18 protein-coding genes are annotated in these 21,571 nt (G+C 41.0%); 2 read left to right on the forward strand and 16 right to left on the reverse strand.

Annotated elements, in window-relative coordinates; genetic code table 11:
• Nucleotides 1-6: 6 nt before the first annotated feature.
• The 13 genes from ACGTN9_RS06565 to ACGTN9_RS06625 form a co-directional block, all read right to left on the reverse strand.
• Entirely contained in the window at nt 7-1,458 is a 1,452-nt protein-coding gene (locus tag ACGTN9_RS06565; protein ID WP_499591553.1) for an NAD-dependent succinate-semialdehyde dehydrogenase, read from the reverse strand.
• A gap of 11 nt (nt 1,459-1,469) precedes the next feature.
• Nucleotides 1,470-2,321 (reverse strand): nucleoside phosphorylase, encoded by an 852-nt coding sequence (locus tag ACGTN9_RS06570; RefSeq protein ID WP_499591554.1) that lies wholly within the window; start codon nt 2,319-2,321, stop codon nt 1,470-1,472.
• Entirely contained in the window at nt 2,318-3,109 is a 792-nt protein-coding gene (locus tag ACGTN9_RS06575; RefSeq protein WP_499591555.1) for a 2-phosphosulfolactate phosphatase, read from the reverse strand. The genes ACGTN9_RS06570 and ACGTN9_RS06575 overlap by 4 nt, the downstream gene beginning before the upstream one ends.
• 17 nt (nt 3,110-3,126) lie before the next feature.
• A complete protein-coding gene (locus ACGTN9_RS06580) occupies nt 3,127-3,897 on the reverse strand; it encodes an energy-coupling factor transporter transmembrane component T family protein (RefSeq protein ID WP_499591556.1) in 771 nt (256 codons plus the stop codon).
• Nucleotides 3,894-5,630 (reverse strand): ABC transporter ATP-binding protein, encoded by a 1,737-nt coding sequence (locus ACGTN9_RS06585; protein ID WP_499591557.1) that lies wholly within the window; start codon nt 5,628-5,630, stop codon nt 3,894-3,896. The genes ACGTN9_RS06580 and ACGTN9_RS06585 overlap by 4 nt, the downstream gene beginning before the upstream one ends.
• Nucleotides 5,608-6,246 (reverse strand): ECF transporter S component, encoded by a 639-nt coding sequence (locus tag ACGTN9_RS06590; RefSeq protein ID WP_499591558.1) that lies wholly within the window; start codon nt 6,244-6,246, stop codon nt 5,608-5,610. The genes ACGTN9_RS06585 and ACGTN9_RS06590 overlap by 23 nt, the downstream gene beginning before the upstream one ends.
• Nucleotides 6,247-6,313: 67 nt before the next feature.
• On the reverse strand, nt 6,314-7,039 hold the full coding sequence (locus tag ACGTN9_RS06595) for a GntR family transcriptional regulator (protein ID WP_499591559.1): 726 nt from the start codon (nt 7,037-7,039) through the stop codon (nt 6,314-6,316).
• Between the two features lie 361 nt (nt 7,040-7,400).
• Entirely contained in the window at nt 7,401-8,861 is a 1,461-nt protein-coding gene (locus ACGTN9_RS06600) for a CoA-acylating methylmalonate-semialdehyde dehydrogenase (protein WP_499591560.1), read from the reverse strand.
• Nucleotides 8,862-8,888: 27 nt separating this feature from the next.
• Entirely contained in the window at nt 8,889-10,085 is a 1,197-nt protein-coding gene (locus ACGTN9_RS06605; protein WP_499591561.1) for an iron-containing alcohol dehydrogenase, read from the reverse strand.
• A 132-nt stretch (nt 10,086-10,217) separates the two neighbouring features.
• The gene (locus ACGTN9_RS06610) at nt 10,218-12,035 is read right to left on the reverse strand and encodes a sigma 54-interacting transcriptional regulator (RefSeq protein WP_499591562.1); all 1,818 of its coding nucleotides are present in this window, start codon (nt 12,033-12,035) and stop codon (nt 10,218-10,220) included.
• A gap of 534 nt (nt 12,036-12,569) precedes the next feature.
• The gene (locus ACGTN9_RS06615; RefSeq protein WP_499591563.1) at nt 12,570-12,965 is read right to left on the reverse strand and encodes a hypothetical protein; all 396 of its coding nucleotides are present in this window, start codon (nt 12,963-12,965) and stop codon (nt 12,570-12,572) included.
• Between the two features lie 470 nt (nt 12,966-13,435).
• On the reverse strand, nt 13,436-15,205 hold the full coding sequence (locus tag ACGTN9_RS06620; RefSeq protein WP_499591564.1) for a glycoside hydrolase family 3 protein: 1,770 nt from the start codon (nt 15,203-15,205) through the stop codon (nt 13,436-13,438).
• A 2-nt stretch (nt 15,206-15,207) separates the two neighbouring features.
• Nucleotides 15,208-16,101, reverse strand: a complete 894-nt coding sequence (locus ACGTN9_RS06625; protein WP_499591565.1) for an endonuclease/exonuclease/phosphatase family protein — start codon at nt 16,099-16,101, stop codon at nt 15,208-15,210.
• 412 nt (nt 16,102-16,513) lie between these two features.
• Here ACGTN9_RS06625 and ACGTN9_RS06630 point away from each other — a divergent pair, with 412 nt between their 5' ends.
• Nucleotides 16,514-17,590 (forward strand): Ig-like domain-containing domain, encoded by a 1,077-nt coding sequence (locus ACGTN9_RS06630; protein WP_499591566.1) that lies wholly within the window; start codon nt 16,514-16,516, stop codon nt 17,588-17,590.
• Between the two features lie 236 nt (nt 17,591-17,826).
• Nucleotides 17,827-18,162 (forward strand): GNAT family N-acetyltransferase, encoded by a 336-nt coding sequence (locus tag ACGTN9_RS06635; RefSeq protein ID WP_499591646.1) that lies wholly within the window; start codon nt 17,827-17,829, stop codon nt 18,160-18,162.
• Between the two features lie 599 nt (nt 18,163-18,761).
• Here the strand turns inward: ACGTN9_RS06635 and ACGTN9_RS06640 are convergent.
• Genes ACGTN9_RS06640 through ACGTN9_RS06650 form a run of 3 tightly spaced genes read right to left on the reverse strand, consistent with a single transcriptional unit; the run spans nt 18,762 to nt 21,563 of the window.
• Nucleotides 18,762-19,748: an ROK family protein gene (locus ACGTN9_RS06640; RefSeq protein ID WP_499591567.1), complete on the reverse strand. Its 987-nt coding sequence runs from the start codon at nt 19,746-19,748 to the stop codon at nt 18,762-18,764.
• A 21-nt stretch (nt 19,749-19,769) separates the two neighbouring features.
• Complete coding sequence (locus ACGTN9_RS06645) at nt 19,770-20,594, reverse strand: sugar phosphate isomerase/epimerase family protein (protein ID WP_499591568.1); 825 nt, start codon at nt 20,592-20,594, stop codon at nt 19,770-19,772.
• A complete protein-coding gene (locus ACGTN9_RS06650; protein WP_499591569.1) occupies nt 20,595-21,563 on the reverse strand; it encodes a Gfo/Idh/MocA family protein in 969 nt (322 codons plus the stop codon).
• Nucleotides 21,564-21,571: the final 8 nt, after the last annotated feature.

Raw genomic sequence — 21,571 nt, forward strand, 5'->3', positions numbered from 1 at the left:
TCCTTATTATTTCTTGTCAGCTACAGCAACAGATACATATTTCATTTCCAAAAATTCTCTAATACCTTCATGTCCGCCTTCTTTACCTAAACCTGACTGTTTGATTCCACCAAAAGGCGCTTCAGCCGTTCCAGGAAAGACATCATTAATCCCAATAATCCCATACTCCAGTTTTTCCATAATTGTAATCGCTTTGTCCAGGTCTTTCGTAAATAGGAAAGCCGCCAAACCATAATCTGTATTATTAGCAGCTTTAACAGCTTCCTCTTCATGATCAAAAACTTGGACAGGTACTACTGGGCCAAATGTTTCTTGAGACATGATTTTCATCTCATCTGTAACATTTGCCAGAATAGTAGGTTCATAGAAAAAACCGCCAGGACCTTCCCACTGTTTTCCTCCTGTTTTCACTTCAGCCCCTTTAGAAGTAGCATCCTGGACTTGATCTTTGACTTTTGCCAGTCCTTCTTCATTGATTAAAGGCCCGACATCAACAGTTTCTTCAGATCCTGCACCGATTTGAAGCGCTTTCACTTTTTGTTCTAACTTATTTACAAACTGTTCCTTCACACTAGAATGTACATAAATTCGGTTCGTGCATATACAGGTTTGTCCACAGTTTCTGTATTTACTCGCAATCGCCTGGTCCACGGCTAAATCCAGATCAGCATCTTCAAACACAAGTAATGGAGCGTGACCTCCTAATTCTAAAGACAATTTTTTGACGGTTTTTGCTGCTCCTTCCATCAATAGCTTCCCTACTTTTGTAGACCCGGTAAAGGTGATTAGACGAACACTAGAACTTTCCATAATCTCATTACCAATTTTCTCAGGGTCACCTGCTACGAGGTTTAACACTCCTTTAGGAAGACCAACTTCTTCAAAAATTTTAACGATTTCAATGGCACTTAGCGGTGTTTGTTCCGCAGGTTTTAATACCACCGTACACCCTGCTGCAAGTGCTGGGGCTACCTTTCTTGTAACCATTGCTGCAGGGAAATTCCAAGGTGTAATGGCCGCAACAACACCCACAGGTTTTGGCACAACCCAGAGACGTTTATGCTTTTTAGAAGCTGGTATCATTTCACCATAAACCCGATTTGCTTCTTCTGCGTACCAAAGCAGGAAACTGGCAGCAAACTCTATTTCACCACGAGCCTCGTTCAACGGCTTACCTTGCTCCTCCGTCAATAGAGAAGCAAGTTTTTCCTTACGCTCCAGCATAAGATTGTAAGCTTTATATAAATAAGTGGAACGCTCTCTTGCTGTTTTTTCCGCCCATTCCGTGAATGCCTGATCCGCTGCTTGAATAGCTTTCTTTGTTTCTTTGTCACTTCCAGAAGGAATTTCTGCAATTTTTTCTCTGGTGGCAGGATTCAAAACTTCTATCCACGAATCACTTTCTGAACCTACCCAATCGCCGTTGATATACATTCCTTTTGTCGTATCGACAATCATGCTATCCACTCCTATTGATTGATTTCTTCTTTACTTGCAATTGATGGGAACCAATAATCTTTTTTTCTATCTTTTTTAAGCTGATCCCATTCAGCTAATATTTGCACTGCTAGGTTAGCTGCCTTAATACTTTTCTCGACCCCACCATAAGTGAATTCATCTCTAATTCTATTAGCAACTACTGTACAAACCGAACCTGCCCGCAGACCATACAAACCTGCAAGTGTGAAGATTGTAGCTGCTTCCATTTCAAAATTCATCACACCTGCTTTATTCAAATCTTCTACCTTGTCTTTGAAAAATGATTGCTCATAACCTCTGAACCCTGTTCTCCCTTGTCCGCAATACCAGGATGCTGTGGAGCAGGAAACTCCCACATGGTAGGTGTAGCCTAAGCGTTCGGCTGCTTCTACTAGTGCTGCAGTGGCTTCATAATGGGCACTTGCCGGATAACGATCATCCACATAAAACTGACTGGTCCCGTCATGTCTTACAGCTCCTGATGAGATGATAATATCCCCTGGAGAAATATGCTCTTGAATGGCAGCTGTCGTACCTACTCGAAGAAATGTATCCCCACCTAAAGCTGCAAGTTCTTCGAAAGCGCTGGCTGTGGAACCACCACCTGCTCCGGTAGAACAAGCTGAAATTCCTACATCTCCTACCTTTCCACTAAACGTACGATGCTCACGATAGTTAGCGATCTTTACAGGCTCATTCCACTCCTCTGCAATCATATCTACACGGTCAGGATCTCCCGGAAGCAATACATATTTTTCAATGTCCCCTTCTTTACAACGGATATGATATTGCAGTCCTTCCTCCATTACAGGTTTTGATGCATTCGATTTCCAATTTTTCATTTTACAATCACCTCATTAATATTTTTAACTACCAGATTTCCTTCTTCAGTAAAGCTAAGTAACGGGGCCTGTGTGGAAGAATTTTGTGCAGCACACAGGTTGATATCTTCCTGGCACTTAATTTTACGCATCGTTTCTCCGCTCCCCGAGTCTTCGAATGCTGCGATTGTATCAGGGTACGTGGTTAATAAGTGCTTACTGATTTTAGCTGAGTCTTTCAGATTCGGTACAAGATTGATAGATTCTGCTGCTTTCTTTCCATATTCCAGCAAAACCCCGGCAGTATACGTATCATCTAATGCAGCAATTTGACCATTTTCTCTTCCTGCACACACGATGGTGACACTGCTATTTAAATCTGCGGCCATTTTTACGGCCTTTTCCATTACAGCTTCAGCATTCCTCAAGGCACCTACCAGGACTTGCTGGATGCCTGAATTCCATAGCTTGATTCCTGCCAATGTGCCATTCGTAGTTTTAAGTACCACCCTTTTACCTCTCACATCTGTCTCATTTATTGAAATTAAGGAGGGGCTGAAGTGAGCGTGCTTAGACACATTGCCATAACTATCTTCTGCACAAACCAATGTTTGATCGGCTTCCAGTTTACTCATAGACTCCCTTGCCCTGGTTTCATCATCCGTCAACATAATTTCTGAACAGCCCTTGTCTAACATAGTGACCATCGCTGTTGTTGCTCTCAATACATCAACGAGCACACATACCTGGGAGGTATTTTCCTTAATATCTTTAGGCATAAACGCTACTTCAAATTTCAATTCACCCATCGCATTAATTCCCCCTTTCAAATTATTTTTTCAACGATTAGATAAACTGTTGTTAAACACCATACCATCCCAAACATTACTCCTTTAGCCGTATATGAGACTTTCCTGATGTAAGTACGGTCATGATATGCTCCATATCCTTTTGCTTCCATAGTATTAGCTGTGACACGGACTCTCCTTACCGCTCCCATCAATAGAGGAAGGGTAAAGCGTTTCATATTTTCAGCCTTGTTTTTTAAGCCTTTTTGTTTCCCTACTCCACGGATGGTCTGGGCTGCCTCTATAACTCTAGCTTCTTGCTCTAATGTGGGAACAAAACGAAGGGCAACAAATATGGAATATGCATAGCGATAAGGTACTCTAAGTTTCTGTGTTAAAGAATTGACGATATCTCTTGGATCACTGGTAGCAACGAAAATGAGGGAAGTTGTAAATATGGTAAGTATTCTTAAGGTGATAGCTAACGCAAAATCCACTGATTCGGAATATATATTTATTGGACCAAAAGTAAATAGAACAGTCTCACCTGGTACCAGGAGAACCTGGAGAATGAAAAAGCCGATACTGAACAACAACATGATCCATATTCCGCGAATGACAAAGCGGATACTCAATCTGGCAAGAATCAAAGCTGTACTGAACACGATAGTGAATAGAACTAACTGTGGAATTGCTGTTTCGTATAAAAACACGAGTACAGATATACAAACCATCCAAATAAGCTTTGTGACCGGATCGAGAGCATGCATGAATGACTTCTTTTCATGGAATTGAAAGGCTAAGCTCATAAGACTTGTTTCATCCTCCCCTCGGTTTGTAGGAACTGATCAATAGTGATAACAGCTTCTTCATGAGACTTCACAGAAAGCTGTTTTGCTAATTGAGAGATAGGAGGCTCAATCAGAGAAGCTTTTCTAAGAACATCATCGTTCATAAACAGCTTCTTAACATCCCCCGCATAAATCAGTTCACCTTGATGCATGACAAGCGCTGAATCTGCCCACTTACAAACTAATCGAATATCATGGGTAATCATGATCACTGTTTTCCCCTGATTTTGTAGGTCCTTACACAACTCCAGAAGTCTAGTGGCACTAGCATAGTCCTGTCCTGTCGTAGGCTCATCCAAAATTACTACATCCTGACCAAGTATAAGAGAGGCAACCACACTTAATCGACGTTTTTCGCCTCCACTTAGCATGAAAGGGTGTTTATCCTTCTGGTCATAGAGGTTGATCTGCTTTAAAGCCTGGATTCCTTGTTCTACTATTTCGTCCGGCAATTCTTCATCGTTCCCCACTCCGTGCTTTACTCGCAGGCTGTAGATTGTCTCTTCAAATACGTTATCCGATACAAATTGATGCTCAGGGTTTTGGAATACATAAGCAATATCATCCGTCATAGATAGGAGTTCTCGTTGGTATGTATCCTCCCCCTTAAGAAAAACCTTTCCTTTCGGCGGCTTGATAATTCCCATTAAATGCTTCACAAGCGTGGTTTTTCCGGACCCATTTGTCCCTAAAATGGTAACGAAATCGCCCTTTTTGATAGAAAAGCTTACATCCTTTAATGCATGTGTACCATTAGGATAGTAATAGCTTAAATCTTTTACTGTTATAGCATCTGGTTGTTTTTCGGCTGAATTATTGAAAGAGAATGGTTGTTTTTTAATCTCCCATTTACCTTGTAGTTCTTTTGCTGCTTCTGCCACTGAAATAGGGAAACGGTTTAATTCCATTCCACTGTTTTTCAATTCAACCGCCAGCTCTGATATTTCAGGAACCCACACTCCCATTTCTGCAAGGACATCTATGGAGGTTTCTAATATTTCCTGAGGGGTTCCCTGTTTCACAATTTTCCCTTCGTCCATCACCAGCACCCGATCAACTAGATGCATAATATCGTCAATTTTGTTTTCTACAACAACAATCGTATGACCATACTCCTTGTGAAGCACCTGCATGAGATCAAATATATCCTTGGTAGCCTGAGGATCTAAATTTGCTGTGGCATTATCAAGAACCAGGGTGCTTGGTTCCATAGACAATACTGAAGCAATTCCTACCTTTTGTTTCTGTCCACCAGATAATTCAAAGACTTTTCTATTCTCAAACCCTTGCATTCCTACTTTTTCAAGACAATTGGCGATGCGTTTACGAATTTCATCGGACTCTACCTTCAAATTTTCAGGTGCAAATGCCACTTCATCTTCAACATAAATGTTGCAAAGCTGAGCATCTGGGTCTTGAAACACAAGCCCCATACTGGTAGATAAATCTTTCAGATCAAGTTGTAGCACATCCTTGTCTTCTACTATGATTTCTCCTCCAATACGACCTTCCATGACATTCGGGATGATGCCATTGAATGTTTGACATAAGGTGCTCTTTCCACAACCGCTCGGCCCGACGATCAATACGAATTCACCCTCGTATATTTCTAAGGATAAATCTTCTAAAACCGGTTCTGTTTCATCTTCATAAATATATGTCACATTTTTAAGCTGAATAGTCGGCTTCATCCTTATTCACCTCTTTCTGCCGCTGTTTATGAATGTTGAAGCCTTTTAATATGTTGGTACGGACTAATACATCACCTATAACCTTGCTCAACCATCCAGATAGGACAACACCACTCAGGCAACGGACAGCGAATGCAATCAGAAGGATGGTTATTCCCCATTTGTAATAACCGAACCAAAATGCTGCAATAATAAACCATAAAGGAACAGCAAGAAAACCGGCTATTGCTGTACTCAACCAATCCCAGCGCTTATAACGGAATAATGCATAACCGAGTTCAACTCCTAATCCATCAGTAGTTGCCGCTATTATTGCAACCAGCCCATTAGGGTTTCCAGAGATGATCTGAACAACCCCAGCTAATGTCAAAGTGAAAAATGCCACTCCCGGTTTTCGAATAATATAAGCAGCTAATACCCCTGAAATACTGTAAAGGCCTAAGGTGATGGAAGTCAGGATTGGCCCGCCTATAGCTGTAAGCAGCTGATTCAGCATAGCTATATAGGTAAGCGCAACCCCATTTACGATAGCTAGAATGGCAATAAGTACAATATCCACCGTTGTAAGCCCTTTCATTTTTCTGCTATTAGAAACTGCTTTTACTACTGTGCTCATTCAATTTCCTCCTTTTTAAAATTCATAATACGTAGGAACACCAAGGTAGTAACAGAACAGAAAACTTTCACCCCCTTTTCCTGATAACATTGAATTCAAACTTATCGCTTAAATAAAAACTGTCCGAATATAGGACAGGAATCCCATTATTAGAATAGTGCGTCTGTTTAAGTAATAATAATGCGCTTTGTTCTTTAAGCTGCAATTTTGAAGCAATTTTGTCATCACTGATCACAGCTTTTATGGAACAAACAGAGAAGGAAATATCCATCCCAAACTTGTCGAGAAACTTCAATAAAGATTCATAATACTTTTCCCGATATTCGTGTTCCATTCCATTTACGTAAGGAATATAGTCTTCCACATAAACAACCGGGTTTGTATCAGCAGTACGGACCCTTTCAATATAGAAGACTTCCCCCCCTTTATCCTCCAATGAAAGCTGCTTATCAATTTTTGGTGAAGCAGTTTGCACCTCAGAAAATACATTCATTGTTCCTGGAACATATCCTTGGGCTTCAATGATGTTTGTAGAACTCTCTAATGTAGCAATATTACTTTTCAGGCTATTTTTCGATCCAATCACAAAAGTTCCTACACCTTGTTTGCTGAACAAGAATCCTTCCTGCTCTAATGTTCTAATTGCCTCCCGAATAGTATTTCTGCTTACGCCCAGCTTTTCTGAAAGTTTTTGTTCAGATGGTATTTTTTCCATTGGCTCCAAATTGTCATTGATCAAATCGAAAATCATATCTCTTGCTTGCAAATATAGACTTCTATTAGCTAATTTCATCATCAACCGCTCCTTTTATCTATCTTGTTGGACGTACCATGATGGTCGTCCTACAAGTTATGTTTGTAATTTTCGCACAATTCTATCAATTGTGTCAACAGTTTTCAGAAAATTATTATATAATTACCTTGGTAATCATAGATTTCCTTAACTCTTATCGAAATCCAGGTAATATACCTTTTATAAAAAATTATTACATAAAAAATAAAACTGCCTACTACCGTTATTTTCACAGGAGTAGGGCAGTTTTATTTATCTTGTCTCGATTATATAAAAGTAAGCTTATAGGTGGCGTACAATTTTAGATTTCTAAACACCGCTCCATGGCTTCTTCACTCATCCAATTAAGAATGCGCTTAGTTTAAACCCAGCGCTGAGTCAGCACTTTTTTACGTGTATAGAACTCCAAGCCATCTTTTCCGTTCGCATGCAAATCTCCATAGAATGAATCTTTCCAGCCGGAGAATGGGAAAAACGCCATCGGTGCTGGTACTCCGATGTTAACTCCAAGCATCCCTGCGTCGATCGTTTCCCTAAACTGCCTTACACTTCCGCCATCTCTTGTGAAAATGCAGGCGCCGTTGGCAAAGCGTGATTGATTGGTCAGTGCTACCGCTTCCCCGAGATCTTTTACGCGAGCAATGGACAATACGGGAGCGAAGATTTCATCCTGCCAAATTTTCATTTCTGTAGTCACCCCGTCAAAAATAGTCGGTCCGACGAAATAGCCTTCTCTTTTAGCGTCTTCGTCGTCACGTCCATCTCGAACCAGCTTTGCTCCTTCTTTCTCGCCGGTTTTGATATAATTTAGGGTGCGTTCTTTATGGTTTTCCCGGATGACTGGTCCAAGGAACACTCCTTCATCCAGCCCGTTTCCGATTGTGATTTCATTGGCTTTATCGGTAAGCAGTTCGATGAATTCATCAGCAACGGAATCTTCAACAGCTACGACGGATGCTGCCATACAGCGTTCACCCGCTGAACCGAAGGCTGCGTTTAAAATCTGGGTAGTCGCATTATCGATGTTCGCATCTTTCAAAACAATCGAGTGGTTTTTCGCTCCTGCAAGCGCCTGGACACGTTTCAATTTTTCTGTTCCGCGCTTGTACACATATTCCGCAACAGGCTGGGAGCCGACAAATGAAATGGCCGCTACGTCTTTATGATCCAGCAATCCGTTCACGACATCATGGGCACCATGCACGATGTTGAATACGCCTTTCGGCAGCCCTGCTTCCTCCAAAAGCTCTGCCAGACGATTAGCAAGCAGTGGGGTACGCTCGGATGGTTTTAATATAAACGTATTACCAGTAGCGATCGCCATCGGGAACATCCAGGCAGGAACCATCATTGGGAAGTTAAATGGCGTGATCCCACCAACAACGCCAATTGGATAGCGATAAACACCTGATTCAAGCCCTTCTGCAACGGAAGGAAGCTGCTCTCCCATCATCAAAGATGGCGCTCCGCAGGCGAACTCTACATTTTCAATGCCACGCTGTACTTCCCCATACGCTTCTTTAAAGCTTTTTCCATTCTCGACCGTTACGATTTCAGCCAGCTCGTCCCAGTGATCAACAAGCAACTGCTGATACTTAAATAGAATGCGGGCGCGCTTCGGAACCGGGACTTCCTTCCATTCTTGAAAAGCTTCGTTTGCAGTTTCTACCGCATCCTCTACGTCTTTTACTGATGAAATAGGCACATGGGCGATCACTTCACCGGTTGCGGGGTTGTATACCGCTTCTGTCTGATCCGATTTGGCGTCTACCCATTCGCCGCCAATATAGTTTTGCAGTGTTTTTACAGTTGTTTGCGTCATAGTTATCTTCCTCCTGAAAATTTAATTTTACCGGACGTTACTTTCCGTTGAATAATCATAATCAAAACAGATATTATAAAGCTCTTCTATTTCTAACTGTTCAGGTACCCGTGGATTATTTGCCGGACTGCCGCTTGCTAATGCATCAGCAGCCATTTTACTGATAACGCTTTCAAATTGTTCCTTGTCGATTCCCCATCCGCACAAATTAGGGATATTCAGTTCAAGACATAATTCCTTTACAGCATTGACTGCCAGTTCGGCAGCTTGTTCTTCAGAAAGCCTTTCTGCCTCCGGAGAAAAAATCCCCCCTAAATCTGCTAACCGCTCAATCGCATATTCCTTACTGTACTCCAGTACAGCGGGTAAAAGCATGGCATTCGAATAGCCGTGTGGCACATGAAACAATGCTCCAATCGGTCGCGACATGCCATGTACTAAACAAACAGAGGAATTTGTAAAAGCGATTCCTGCCTGCATAGCACCTAATGCCATCGACTCTCTTGCATCAACGTTTTTTCCTTCATGAAAAGCAGTCCGGATATTCTGTGCAATCAGCTTCATCGCTGATAAAGCCATAGAATCGGTCATTGGGTGGGATTGTTTCGAAATATATGCCTCTACAGCATGGCTTAGCGCATCGATTCCTGTTGCTGCTGTTACATGCTGCGGTGAGGAGATCGTTAATAATGGATCGACAATCGCTACCTCCGGCATGAAAGCAGGCTGTTTGATCATCATTTTGACGTCATTGCTCGTGTTGGTAATGACTGTCACATCAGTTGCTTCGGCACCTGTACCGGCAGTTGTCGGAATGGCGATATGGGGAATAGGTTTTTGATTCGCCAGCTTATTTCCTCCCATATAGTCGCCGATATAACCTCCGTTGGTGGCTAAGATGGAAATCGCCTTTGCGGTATCCATACAGCTCCCTCCGCCAAGGGAAATTACGATATCGCACGTTTCTTTTTTAAAAACTTCGAGTCCTTCCGCGACATAGACATCGGTTGGCTCTGACTCGATTCCTAAATAAACCGCACTTTCAACCATTGCTTGGGTTAAGTAATCACAACACTCACTGACATAACCGAGACTCTCCATCACTTTGTCGCTGATAATAAGAGCCTTGCTCCCTCTTTCAGCAGCTTCTTTGCCGACCGTTTCAAAAGCCTGGCGACCATAATTGATGGTGCCTGGCATGCGAAAGACTGCATAGCTTTCCATTTCACTCACACCCTTATTTAGACTTCACTTTCATAAATGCAAAAAGTGTGCCAAGTGAAAAAAGTCATTATACAAATAATTCAGAAATTTAATTGTAGACATTCCCCTACATTATGATTATAGATATCTACACTACAGTTCGTGCAACGAATACTTCTTCAGCTTTTGATACAATGTGGTCCGGTGGATGCCCAGTTCCTCAGCAGCTTTTGTTTTATTTCCACCTGTTTTTCTTAACACCGTACGGATAAGCTCTTTTTCTTTTGCATTTCCAACATTTTTCACTTGAAGGATGGGTGAAATGTGGTAATTATTCTGCTCTTCAACATCTTCTTTCTCTTTCAAAAATGCAGGCAGATGAGATACATCAATGAACGTATCCTCGACTAAAACAACAAGCTTTTCCAGTGTATTGATCAGTTCTCTAATATTGCCGGGCCAATCATACTTCATCAATATAGCCATCGCTTCCGATGTCAGCACTTTCTTTGGTGTATCGTACTTTTCACACAAATTATTTACATAATAGGATACCAGTTGCGGGATGTCCTCGGTACGATCCCGAAGCGGGGGAATCGGAATCTCGATAATATTTAACCGGTAATAGAGATCCTCACGAAAATCTCCCGTTTCTACCATTTCTTTTAGGTTACGGTTAGTTGCAGCTATAATTCTAGTTTTGATTTGATAGTCCTGTGTACTCCCGACCCGGCCAACTTGTTTTTCCTGCAGCACCCGTAAGAGTTTAGCCTGCATCAATAACGGCATTTCACCGATTTCGTCCAAAAAGAGCGTACCATTTTGAGCCAATTCAAACTTACCAGGCTTTCCTCCTTTTCTCGCCCCGGTAAAAGCCCCTTCTTCATAGCCGAATAGCTCTGATTCAAATAAAGCTTCAGGGATTGCGCCGCAATTCACACTAACAAAATGCCCTGATGAAAAAGGGCTTAAATGGTGAATCCCTCTTGCATACATTTCTTTTCCCGTCCCGCTTTCTCCGGTTATCAGAACCGTAGCATCTGTTTTAGCCACTTTCCTGGCAACGCGTTTCTGATTAGATATGCTTTCACTATCCCCAATAATCTGATCAAGCGTCATGATACTGCTATCCTGCTTTTTAGTAGAATAGGAATTTTGCGTGGGAGGAGCCATCTGTTTTTGCCGTGTATTTTCCTGCAAACTTTCATAAATACGGTATACCTCGGAAACTCCCTCAAAAATCAGGATGCCGATCGCGCCGACGACCTGGTCATTTTTCCAAATAGGTATACGATGAACAATCATGGCCTGTCCCTGGATATATTGGATAACTCCTCGTTCCGGCATCCCCGTTTTCAACGTTTCCGGCAGTTTCGTATTATCAATTACTTCTCCGACGTGCCGCCCAATGGCATCCTCTGGAGAAATACCGGTAAAACGGCTATAAGCATCATTAAATTCCTGAAGAATTCCATGTTCATCTACCACCGCAACGCCTTCATAAGCACTTTCCAGTATCACATTCAGTATGTCAGCTGAATGTTCAATCTCATTTATATAAGAAGAAAGCCCTTTCAAAATTTCGTTTTTTGATAATAGACCGACTAGCTTTCCCTGGTTATCAACGACTGAAAAATAAGAGGCAGCGTGTGAAATAACATCCACTATTGACTCATTCACACGTATAACGGCATTACTATCTCTATCCCTGTCGTTCCCAACACTGTCTTCCACATCGTTATTAAGGACACGCTCCAATAAATCGTGTGAAGTGACTATCCCAATCGGTTGCTGATCTTCATTAACTATTGGAATGCAATCTATATTTCTACTGACCATCTTTTTTGCAGCTTCCCGAATGGATGTATCTTGTGAAATATAGTAAGGATCAGGTATCACCCAGTTCTTTGCTTTCAAGATTTCTTCTTTTTCATGACCATCTTTGGAGCTTTGTATGAAATCTTTTATCAAACTATTTCCTCCTCTCCAAGATAGACAGTAATCACTAGATTTATCTATTCATTGTAACAAATAATATAGACTCTGATATTACAGTATTGTTCAGCTATAGATTCATTGTCTTATTCATTCCTGAATCTGCGTTTGCACCGTTCCAGAACCTTTCACAGTCACATGCCTCGTTCCCTTTCATTTTAAAATAAAAAAAGCAGGCCTGGGCCCTGCTTCAAAATTTATGTTTACTGTCCGATTTATAGTTGAATTTTGTTTTTTCAATGATTGTGATGATTCATTGAATTGTAGCGCTCACTTTCGGAAAATGCTCTATCTGCGAGTGTATCTGCATGGTTGTGCTTTCTCTTCTTCACAATCTTCCTCCTATTTTTCAGGTCATATATAATAGCACTAACAAAAATAATTACCAAAAGCCCCAAAAATAATAACCATATCATGACAACACCGCCCTTCTTAAAAAGGATCTTAAACAACTATACAAAGCTTTTAGACGACACTAAGATGAATATGATTGTTAGAGGAACGAGTTTATCAATGGTCTGGAAGCCTTTTCTTATATGGCAGAAATATTCTGATCACCTTATATACAGAGATAGCAATTACTATCCAGTAAGTAACAGTATCAAATGATAAAATCGCCTCTTTTCCAGGGTTCAATAAGTTGAGGGTCGTGAAAGTAACTACGATTGGAAGCAAGAACCACATATCGTTTGAGTTTTCTGTTGATTCTTCTAATTTATCGTGCTCTTCCTTGAACTTCCGCCTTAGTATAAAAGTTAAAATCACAAGTACCAACATAGAAATTAAGAAAAATGCACTAGTTGATATATTTTCTAAAATGATTCCAGGGTAATAATCAGCTAATCCCGTTATTATAATTACGACTAAAAAGAGAAATGGTGGTATGTAGTGTATCCATGCTCTCATGTGCCTTCTTCCCTCCCCATTTATAAAATACCCTCGACTTACACCATCAGCTAAGGACCAAATTGTCTCCATTAAAGGTTCTGCATTGGTTTGCTTGCCGGTGAAATCGTCATCCAGTGTTACTGTGCTAATTATACGGTAGCTCCTAATGAATAATTCTTTAACATCAAACCCACCCTTTCCTTTAATTGTAAATTAAAAAGAAGAAATATTCCATTTATACAAAAAGATGAAGTCAGTGATCCGAGCTTTTTATCTTATTTCATTAGTTTTAATTCAAACTGTGAGATTACCGTTATAAACATATTTGTTACACGATGTATGACTAATCTTCACCTTATTAAATTTTCCTCTTTAACTCTGCTCTTCTTCATTCTTATGTGATTCCTCTATATGTCGTGTTGGATGTAAAAACAGCCTTAAGCAAAAAGATGCTGCCCTACTCTATAGGGACAGCATCTTTTTTATAGTTAATATGATAATCCGTGACCGTATGGGTAAAGCTCCGGAATCGTAACCGGCAGTTTACCTGTCGGGTTGACTTCGCCAGTCAGCACTTTCGCTAAAGCTTCTACGGAAACATCACGGAATCCGTAGGTCAGCACGTTGGCATCTACCTCTGGAAAAGCCATAATGTCGTATGGATTACGCATCGAAGCAACGACCACTTCTTTCCCCGCTGCCTTCAATTCACTCACCAGCCGCTGCTGCGCTGAATTGGTATTGGCTGTATAGGTGGTGACGATGACAGTTTCAAAGTCTGCTGCCTGCTCGACGGCACTAGCTATTTGGGTAGAAGAAGGACTTGTGCTGGTTGCATAAGCATCCGCTGTAATTCCCCGCTCACCTAATAGATCAGCAAGCATACCAGGACTTCCAATCGATGGGCCAGTCACAAATACGCTTTTCTCAGTGGCCAGCGGCAGGACGTCCTCATTTTTCACTAAGGTGATACTGTCCTCTGTCATTTGATCAGCGAGCGCTAGGTTTTCTTCAAGTCCGATATTTTTAATAGCGTCAGGCGATACACCCGCTTCGTGGAAAAGCCCGCGCTTAAACTTCGTCTCTAAAATACGGAAAACAGATTCGTCTAACCGTTCTTCAGAAATCTCACCACTCTTCACCGCATCAAGCATAGCGTTATAGGCAAGCGGAACATTCGGCGGATTCAGTAAAATGTCAGCACCTGCTTTAAATGCTTCGACTGGTACGCGATCTGCAGGTACGACATTCGCTCCTGACATGCCGAGGCTGTCGGTAATAATTACACCGTCAAAACCCATTTCCTCACGAAGCAAGTCAGTCAGAATCGGTTTTGATAAAGTTGCGGGTAAGCCGGAATCATCTAAAGCCGGTACAACGATATGGGCTGGCATAATTGCATCAATTCCCGCATCAATTGCAGCTTTGAACGGCTTCAAGTCGACCTCATGTAATGTCTCTAAATCATGATTGATGATTGGGAGGCCATAATGGGAATCGACATTGGTATCTCCGTGCCCCGGGAAGTGCTTCGCTGTCGCCATTACGTTTTCATTTTGATACCCTACCACTTGCGCTGACCCCATGTCAGCAACCAAATCAGGGTTTTCAGAATAAGAACGGACACCGATGACCGGGTTCTCAGGATTCACATTGACGTCGAGTACGGGAGCAAGGTCCATATTGATCCCAAGGCTCATCAACTCCATACCCATGATTTCCGAGGATTGACGGGCATAATCCGTCGACCTTGTCGCACCCAGAGCCATGTTTCCTGGGAAAACAGTAGCCGGCTCAGTCACCCTAGCTACGACTCCGCCCTCCTGGTCGGTTGCTATCATCAACGGAATCGGCATTCGCTGATCCATCGCGATTTCCTGCAAACCATTGGATAATGCATTAACTTGTTCAAAGTCGATCGGTGTACCGATGTTGGCGGTCCAGTTGAAATAAATTACCCCGCCGATATGATATTTCTCAATCATTTCTTTAAAGTTCTTCGCACCACGGTTACGGCTTAGATTCGTATCTTCATAGTTTGGATCGGTCGGTGTTTTTCCATAAACATGAACCATGAACAGCTGTCCGATCTTTTCTTCCAAGGTCATATGCTGGATTTTACTTTGAATCCAACCTTTTCGGGCTTTTTCATCATCCCACCCCGGCTTGGTCGGATCATCCCATGAGGCATGAGCAAAGCTTGGCAGCAACATGACAAATGCCATCATGACAATAAACACTTTATAAAGTTTTCTCACGATTATTCACTCCCCTCGATAATATGACCGTTTTCACCGCGGTTAAGGGTAAGATCCGCTACCACAGGCAAATGGTCGGATGCTAACGTGTCAATGACTTCAGCATGCTTAACCTCAATAGAATCAGAAGCAAAAATATAATCGATTCGCTTACGCGGCGACAAAGCAGAATAAGTATATCCCGGCTCGTCACTGACCACGCTCCAAGCATCTGTAAAGCGCTCAAATAACGGGCTCAGCTCAGGTGCGTCAGGCGTAGCGTTCATATCGCCAAGCAATACTTTTTCACCTTCCTGCTCATCAAAAATATTTAGCATGTCTTCTACTTGCATGATTCTTACAGTTGGGTCTCCTCGGTAATCCAGATGGGTGGAATAAAAAGGTACAAGCGCACCTTTAACATTGATGATGGCTTCTGCAAATCCTGGGGCTGGGGCAGGTTCTGGTGTGGCATTTTGTGTGGAAAGTCTGGTGATATCATGGTTGGTGGCTTGTACAATCGGATACTTACTTAGAATGGCTACGCCAAATTTCCTTCGTGGGTCTCCTTCAACGTAAGGATCCATGTCATAAATCGGTGCAATAAAGGAATGCATGTCCAATCGCTCGGCTAAATCAGCAAGGATGTCATCATAATTGCTCCTTGCTCCCCAATGGACATCCACTTCCTGCAAGGCAACAACTTCAGCTTCGGAATCCTCAATGACTTGAGCGATCCGCTCCGTGTCATAAACACCATCTGATCCGATACCGGCGTGGATATTGTAGCTCATGACCCGGACGTCTACTTTTTCACCCGTGGATCCATCGTCTGCAAAACTTATCTCCGGTGCAACAATCAAACCAAACACTACAATAACGAACAAAACAAGACGACGCTTCATTTTCGTATACACGAATTTCCCCTCTCCCTTCCTATTATAAATATCTTACGATTTAAGTGTAGCAAGTAGTGTTCTAGTGGTCTATACAACTATATACCTCACTTGATCGGTCAAAACTACTACGGCATAAAAGTGCCATTTACTTCCAACTGATTACACCTTAGTTAGCTATTAAAGAACTATGTTTTCAATCAGCTAGGATTATGCATTCGAAAGAACTTCATCGGATTCATACTTTTTATAACTGCTTATCAAATTATTATGGCTCCTGTCTCTGTATGGGGGTATATTCAGGAAGTATTTAAGCTAAAAAGGATTTGGAAATAACGTTTTAGAAAATATTTGAAAATTTACACTTTACATCCTTTTATTATGGTACTATAGTCTTGGTCGATAAAATCTTTATAGGAAAGGAGAAACAATTTTGAAGAAATCACTTAAAATTTTGGTGTCTTTGCTGTTGTTTAGTATTTTCAGTGTCCTGAGCATCCAACAAGCAAATGCCCAAGGCACAATCCCAGCAAAAAACTGGGACCATCAGGAGGAGGTCTCACCCGACAAAAGTTGGACGATCACTTTTAATACTGAAATCCAGCAAACGAATGCTAATAAAGAAGCCATTTTCGTAAAGGATTCCAATGGTCAGCAGGTTGAAAACAAAATTATCATTGATGGTAAACAAGTGATTGTAGAGCCTCCTGCAGAAAAATATAAACCAAACCATACCTATGAACTACATATTGAAAAAAACCTTACTTCTTCGGATGGGGTTGAAATGGCTCAACCTGTAATCATGCCATTTACCATAGAAAAAAATCCTCACATTCAAAATGGCACATGGGAACGAGAACTAGATCATAATGGTGCCACCCTAGTCATTTCAGAATTAAATGAAGACTCTTTTTCCTTTTCAATCAATGCAGTAAGCGGTGCAAATACAGGCTGGCTGGAAGGTAAGGCTCACCTAACAAAGGATGGTGCAACCTACCAGGATGAAATGGGATGTCATATGACTTTCACTCCAATTAACAATGGAATAGAAATCGAAAATAATTATGAGTGTAATTATTATGGAGGATTAGGAGTTTTCTTTGACGGAGAATATCTAAACCCAGATATCCCTACAGAAGAAAGACTTCCATTTGTTGAAATGGGGTTATTTACTAAAGAGGAAAATAATACTTTCAAAGAGCTGACAGGTGACTACTATTCTCGTTTCAAAGAATCCTTCCACTTAGTGTACGACATGGATAATCAAGATACATTTGAAGCTACTATCAAGCATGGCTACGTGAGAGGTTTAGGAGGAATAATGGAAGGGGTCATTATGAGTAGTAAGAATGGCGAAATATATGCAGCAGTAATAGGCACTGCACCTAATGGTGAAGATACTATTTTATATTTCACTACCGATGCTACTTATGCCTCCAAATTACCGAAAACCATTCAATCATGGGTAAATAATTTGCATACTGATTATCAAATCTATTATATAAACTAACAAATTCTTATAATAGAAGGCTGCCCTGCAATTTAAAGGGCAGCTATTTTTATAAGTACTTATCAGTAATCAAATTTTAATATTAATTAAGAATACAAACTATAATTCTGAAGGTTTTACATGATTACAGAAGCTACACGTTCAGATGCTTCAGAATACTTTCCATTCAAAAAGCAGCTTACGTCAGTGAGGGTGAACTCTATAATGATCATGATATCCAACCACTTAAACAAACCATAAAAGACGTTGAAAAGGATTTTGATAACAACCTTATCTTGAAATATACTGTGGACGGAAAAATTGCAGGTTCAGTAAGAGCACACCAAAAAGGTAGTACCTGTTATGTCGAAAAGCTTATGGTAGATCCTTATTTTCAAAATAGAGGTATTGCCAAGGAGTTAATGAAGGAAATCGAAAGCCGTTTTAGCAACTGCCGTTTTGAGTTATTTACTGGCAGTAAGAGTACCAAGAACATCTCCTTTTATGAGAAGTTAGGATATAAAGGCTTTAAAACAGAAAAACTGCCGAGAGAAGAGACTATCTTTATATTCATGGAGAAACACAAAGAATAAGAAAACTAATTAAAGTCTTTGTCTGCTATTAACAAGGACTATTTTTTATGTTGCTATGATTTTTCTTATTATATTTTCTCCGTATAAGTGATAGAGCTTCCTGTAAATGAGCCTTCGCCGACCTAAAATGCGCCTTCAATCATATTAATGCGCTCAAATTTTCAGATATGCGCCCTTGCACACGGGAAATGCGCTTCCCGCTGATTATATGCGCCTTCACCGGCCACAAATGCGCTTTCGAATACAGAAATGCGCCTTCGTCCACCTAAAAAAGCAGGTGACGCCTGTTTATGGCGTCCCTGCTCTTTTCTATCATTTATATATATTGCAAGACAAACCCATATTTCTCTAATGTCTCCTGAATTTCTTCTTGCAGCTCCTCCGATGGCACGTCCATTGGAAGTATACCCATTCCCCTCTTTTCCAACCATTTATAAAAACGCTTACATTACCTCAATCGTAATGAAGGTATCGTTCATAAGAAAATGACCAGAGGAGAATTATCGCCTCTGGCCTTCTTCTTTAAGAAAACTTTCCTGAACTTATAAACAAGCGAATGCTTTGGAAATACTGCCTTCCCCCTCCTTTTAGTTGAATATTTAATTCTCAGAGGCAGCTAAAACTTTACGACTACCAGCCTCAAAATAAACTCCAACCGCTCCCAGAACCCCAGCCTTACTTCCAAGCTCAGATTTTACTATTTTCACTTTTTTGGTCATGCTTTCTATTCCTCGCTGGTTTACTGTATTTCTGATTTCAGGCAATAAGATATCTGATAGATTCATGACACCACCGCCAAATACAATGACTTCCGTGTTAAACAAATGAATCAGATTGGTTACCCCTACTCCAATGTATGTGGCTGTTTCTCTTAATATATTGAGGGAAAACGCATCCCCTGCTTGTGAAGCTTTCCCTATCTCTTCAGACGAGATGTGATCAGGGGAAGTGAAATATTCACTTGTTTCTCCACTTTGCAGTCTGTCCCTTGCTATATTTGCAATCGCACTTCCGGAGGCTAAGTTTTCGAGGCACCCTATATTCCCGCAGCTGCACTTTTCCCCATTAACATCTATGGATATATGGCCAAATTCACCAGCACTTCCTTCTTCCCCAGTTATTAAATGGCCATCGCTTATGATGCCTGCTCCTATCCCGGTACTTACCGTGATGTAAATAAGGTTTTCTGTTCCTTTTCCAGCTCCCCAAATCCTTTCAGCAATAGCAGCTGCATTGGCATCATTTACAATGTGAATAGGCAATGAAAATTCGCTTTCCAGCAGGCTTCCGACAGGCATGTTTTCCCATCCTAAATTATTAGCATAGACCACTTCTTTTTTCAGTGTATCGATCACACCGGCAGTAGCAATGCCAATGCCCAGCAGTCTGTTTTTTTCAACTTGACTATCTTCTAACAGTTTATAAATGGAGGAAACTACCTGGTTATATACCACTTCTGCTCCCTCAGACGCCATGGTTTCCATTTCAACCTCAGCTAAAATCGTTCCTTTTTCTTCAATTAATGCTGATAGGATTTTTGTGCCGCCTAAATCTATTCCAATTGCTAAATCTCTGTTAACAGCCATCACTTTTCTCTCCTTATTTCACTAGTCAAATTGAAATAAACGATCCATGATTTCTGAAGTTGCCTTCAATAATAATTCTGAATGATGCGGATGTGGCGGTATTTCCGGCGCTATATAACCTTTATAATTGTTCGACTGCAATGTATTGGATATATTCTCCCAATCTATATCTCCCGCTAATAACGGAGCGAAACCATCGATATTTCCAACAGATCCTTTAAAGTCCTTGATGTGCACACTGACAATTTTGTCTGATAAAATATCAATCCACTGTGATGGGTATCCTGTATAAACAACATTGCCAATATCCAAATAGGCACCTACGTATGGAGAGTTAATTTGTTTTATAAAATCAGCTGTTTCCAAGGGGCTTAACAGAAATTTGTTCCAAACGTTTTCTATCCCGATATGGACCTTTCTTTCGGCCGCAGATATTGATAATTTCTTTAGCGCTTCCATCGCCCGCTTGTAAGCTACATCATAGGTGACCACTTCAGTAACAACTCCGGGTACGACAAGTACTGTTTTTGCATTACATTGACTAGCAATCTCAATCATTTTTTCAACGATATCCATTCCTTTTTGCCGGGTTTCTTCGATTTCAGAAGTTAACGGGTATTTCCATAACATATCTGTAGAGATACTAAATATTTTAATATCGTGCTTATCTGCAATTTCTACGATCCGTCGAACCTCTTCTTCGTTTGACTCCATCGTAAAAATAGCATTTTCTTTTTCTTCCAAATTCAACTCGATTCCAGTAAAACCCAATTCTTTAGACTTTGTGATCAAGGTATTTGCATCCCAACCATCCGGAAAACACCAGGCATTTATTCCTTTTTTCATTTATTCATCCCCTAATTCCATGGCTATCTCTCTTGCTTGGATAGCTGTTTCCAATGTATCCACCACTTCTTTCTTTTTTATAAAGGGTTTTTCTTGGACTAGAAAACAATTGATAAAGTGTCTGAGTTCCTCGTAAAAAGGATCATTCGTCAATTTTCCTTTTGACAACATCCTGGACATACCATCACTATTTTTAAATACCAGGGGAATTTCATTTCTGTCGTCATAATTGACAAAGCCACCTGTTCCATCTATTTCTACCCGTTGATGTAATCCGCCTTGATCGACACTAGTCCAAATGCCATCAAGGGTAATTATGGGGCCACCGTCCACTTTCAAATGAATTACGATTCCTTTGATGTTTTCATCAGAAATAAGATGACTCGATAGGATTTCCGGCTTTCCAAAATTCCATATAATAAAATCCAGGTCATGGATGATAAAATCTAAAAACATGCCGCCGCTTTTGTTTTCATCTTTATACCAATCTTGTCCGACAAGTAACGGATAGTGGACAGACCTTGAGAGACGAACTAATTGAGGGGATCCAACCTCTTTTTTAGCAAGGAGTTGGTGAATTTCTTGATAGGCTGTCATGAAACGACAAACTTGAGCTATGCAAAGCTGTACATTATTTTCTTTACATACCTCAAACATTTTCTCAGCGTCTGTAACTGTTAACGCTATCGGTTTTTCACAGATGATATTTTTTCCTGCTTCAGCGGCCTTGATAACCGTATCCAGGTGAAGGAAGTTGGGCAAGCAGATATCAACTGCTGCAATGCCAGGGTCATTACACACCTCATCGATGTCAGTCGAAGCATAACAGCCGATATTTTCTGCCAAGGCCCTTGCCCGTTCGATATCGATATCAACGATCGTTTTCAGCCGAACATCCTCCATCTTCTGATATGCCGCTACATGCATATTCGCGATGTTTCCAGCTCCGATAATTGCTACGTTATACATTTAGACAC

It is taken from the genome of Halobacillus sp. B23F22_5 (assembly GCF_043497085.1).
GTDB lineage: Bacteria > Bacillota > Bacilli > Bacillales > Halobacillaceae > Thalassobacillus.

What these genes read in the sequence shown, in the direction of transcription:
- ACGTN9_RS06565 (WP_499591553.1), bottom strand. Translation starts at nt 1,458, where the DNA reads ATGATTGTCGATACGACAAAAGGAATGTATATCAACGGCGATTGGGTA.
- ACGTN9_RS06570 (WP_499591554.1), bottom strand. Translation starts at nt 2,321, where the DNA reads ATGAAAAATTGGAAATCGAATGCATCAAAACCTGTAATGGAGGAAGGA.
- ACGTN9_RS06575 (WP_499591555.1), bottom strand. Translation starts at nt 3,109, where the DNA reads ATGGGTGAATTGAAATTTGAAGTAGCGTTTATGCCTAAAGATATTAAG.
- ACGTN9_RS06580 (WP_499591556.1), bottom strand. Translation starts at nt 3,897, where the DNA reads ATGAGCTTAGCCTTTCAATTCCATGAAAAGAAGTCATTCATGCATGCT.
- ACGTN9_RS06585 (WP_499591557.1), bottom strand. Translation starts at nt 5,630, where the DNA reads ATGAAGCCGACTATTCAGCTTAAAAATGTGACATATATTTATGAAGAT.
- ACGTN9_RS06590 (WP_499591558.1), bottom strand. Translation starts at nt 6,246, where the DNA reads ATGAGCACAGTAGTAAAAGCAGTTTCTAATAGCAGAAAAATGAAAGGG.
- ACGTN9_RS06595 (WP_499591559.1), bottom strand. Translation starts at nt 7,039, where the DNA reads ATGAAATTAGCTAATAGAAGTCTATATTTGCAAGCAAGAGATATGATT.
- ACGTN9_RS06600 (WP_499591560.1), bottom strand. Translation starts at nt 8,861, where the DNA reads ATGACGCAAACAACTGTAAAAACACTGCAAAACTATATTGGCGGCGAA.
- ACGTN9_RS06605 (WP_499591561.1), bottom strand. Translation starts at nt 10,085, where the DNA reads ATGGAAAGCTATGCAGTCTTTCGCATGCCAGGCACCATCAATTATGGT.
- ACGTN9_RS06615 (WP_499591563.1), bottom strand. Translation starts at nt 12,965, where the DNA reads ATGAGAGCATGGATACACTACATACCACCATTTCTCTTTTTAGTCGTA.
- ACGTN9_RS06640 (WP_499591567.1), bottom strand. Translation starts at nt 19,748, where the DNA reads ATGGCTGTTAACAGAGATTTAGCAATTGGAATAGATTTAGGCGGCACA.
- ACGTN9_RS06645 (WP_499591568.1), bottom strand. Translation starts at nt 20,594, where the DNA reads ATGAAAAAAGGAATAAATGCCTGGTGTTTTCCGGATGGTTGGGATGCA.
- ACGTN9_RS06650 (WP_499591569.1), bottom strand. Translation starts at nt 21,563, where the DNA reads ATGTATAACGTAGCAATTATCGGAGCTGGAAACATCGCGAATATGCAT.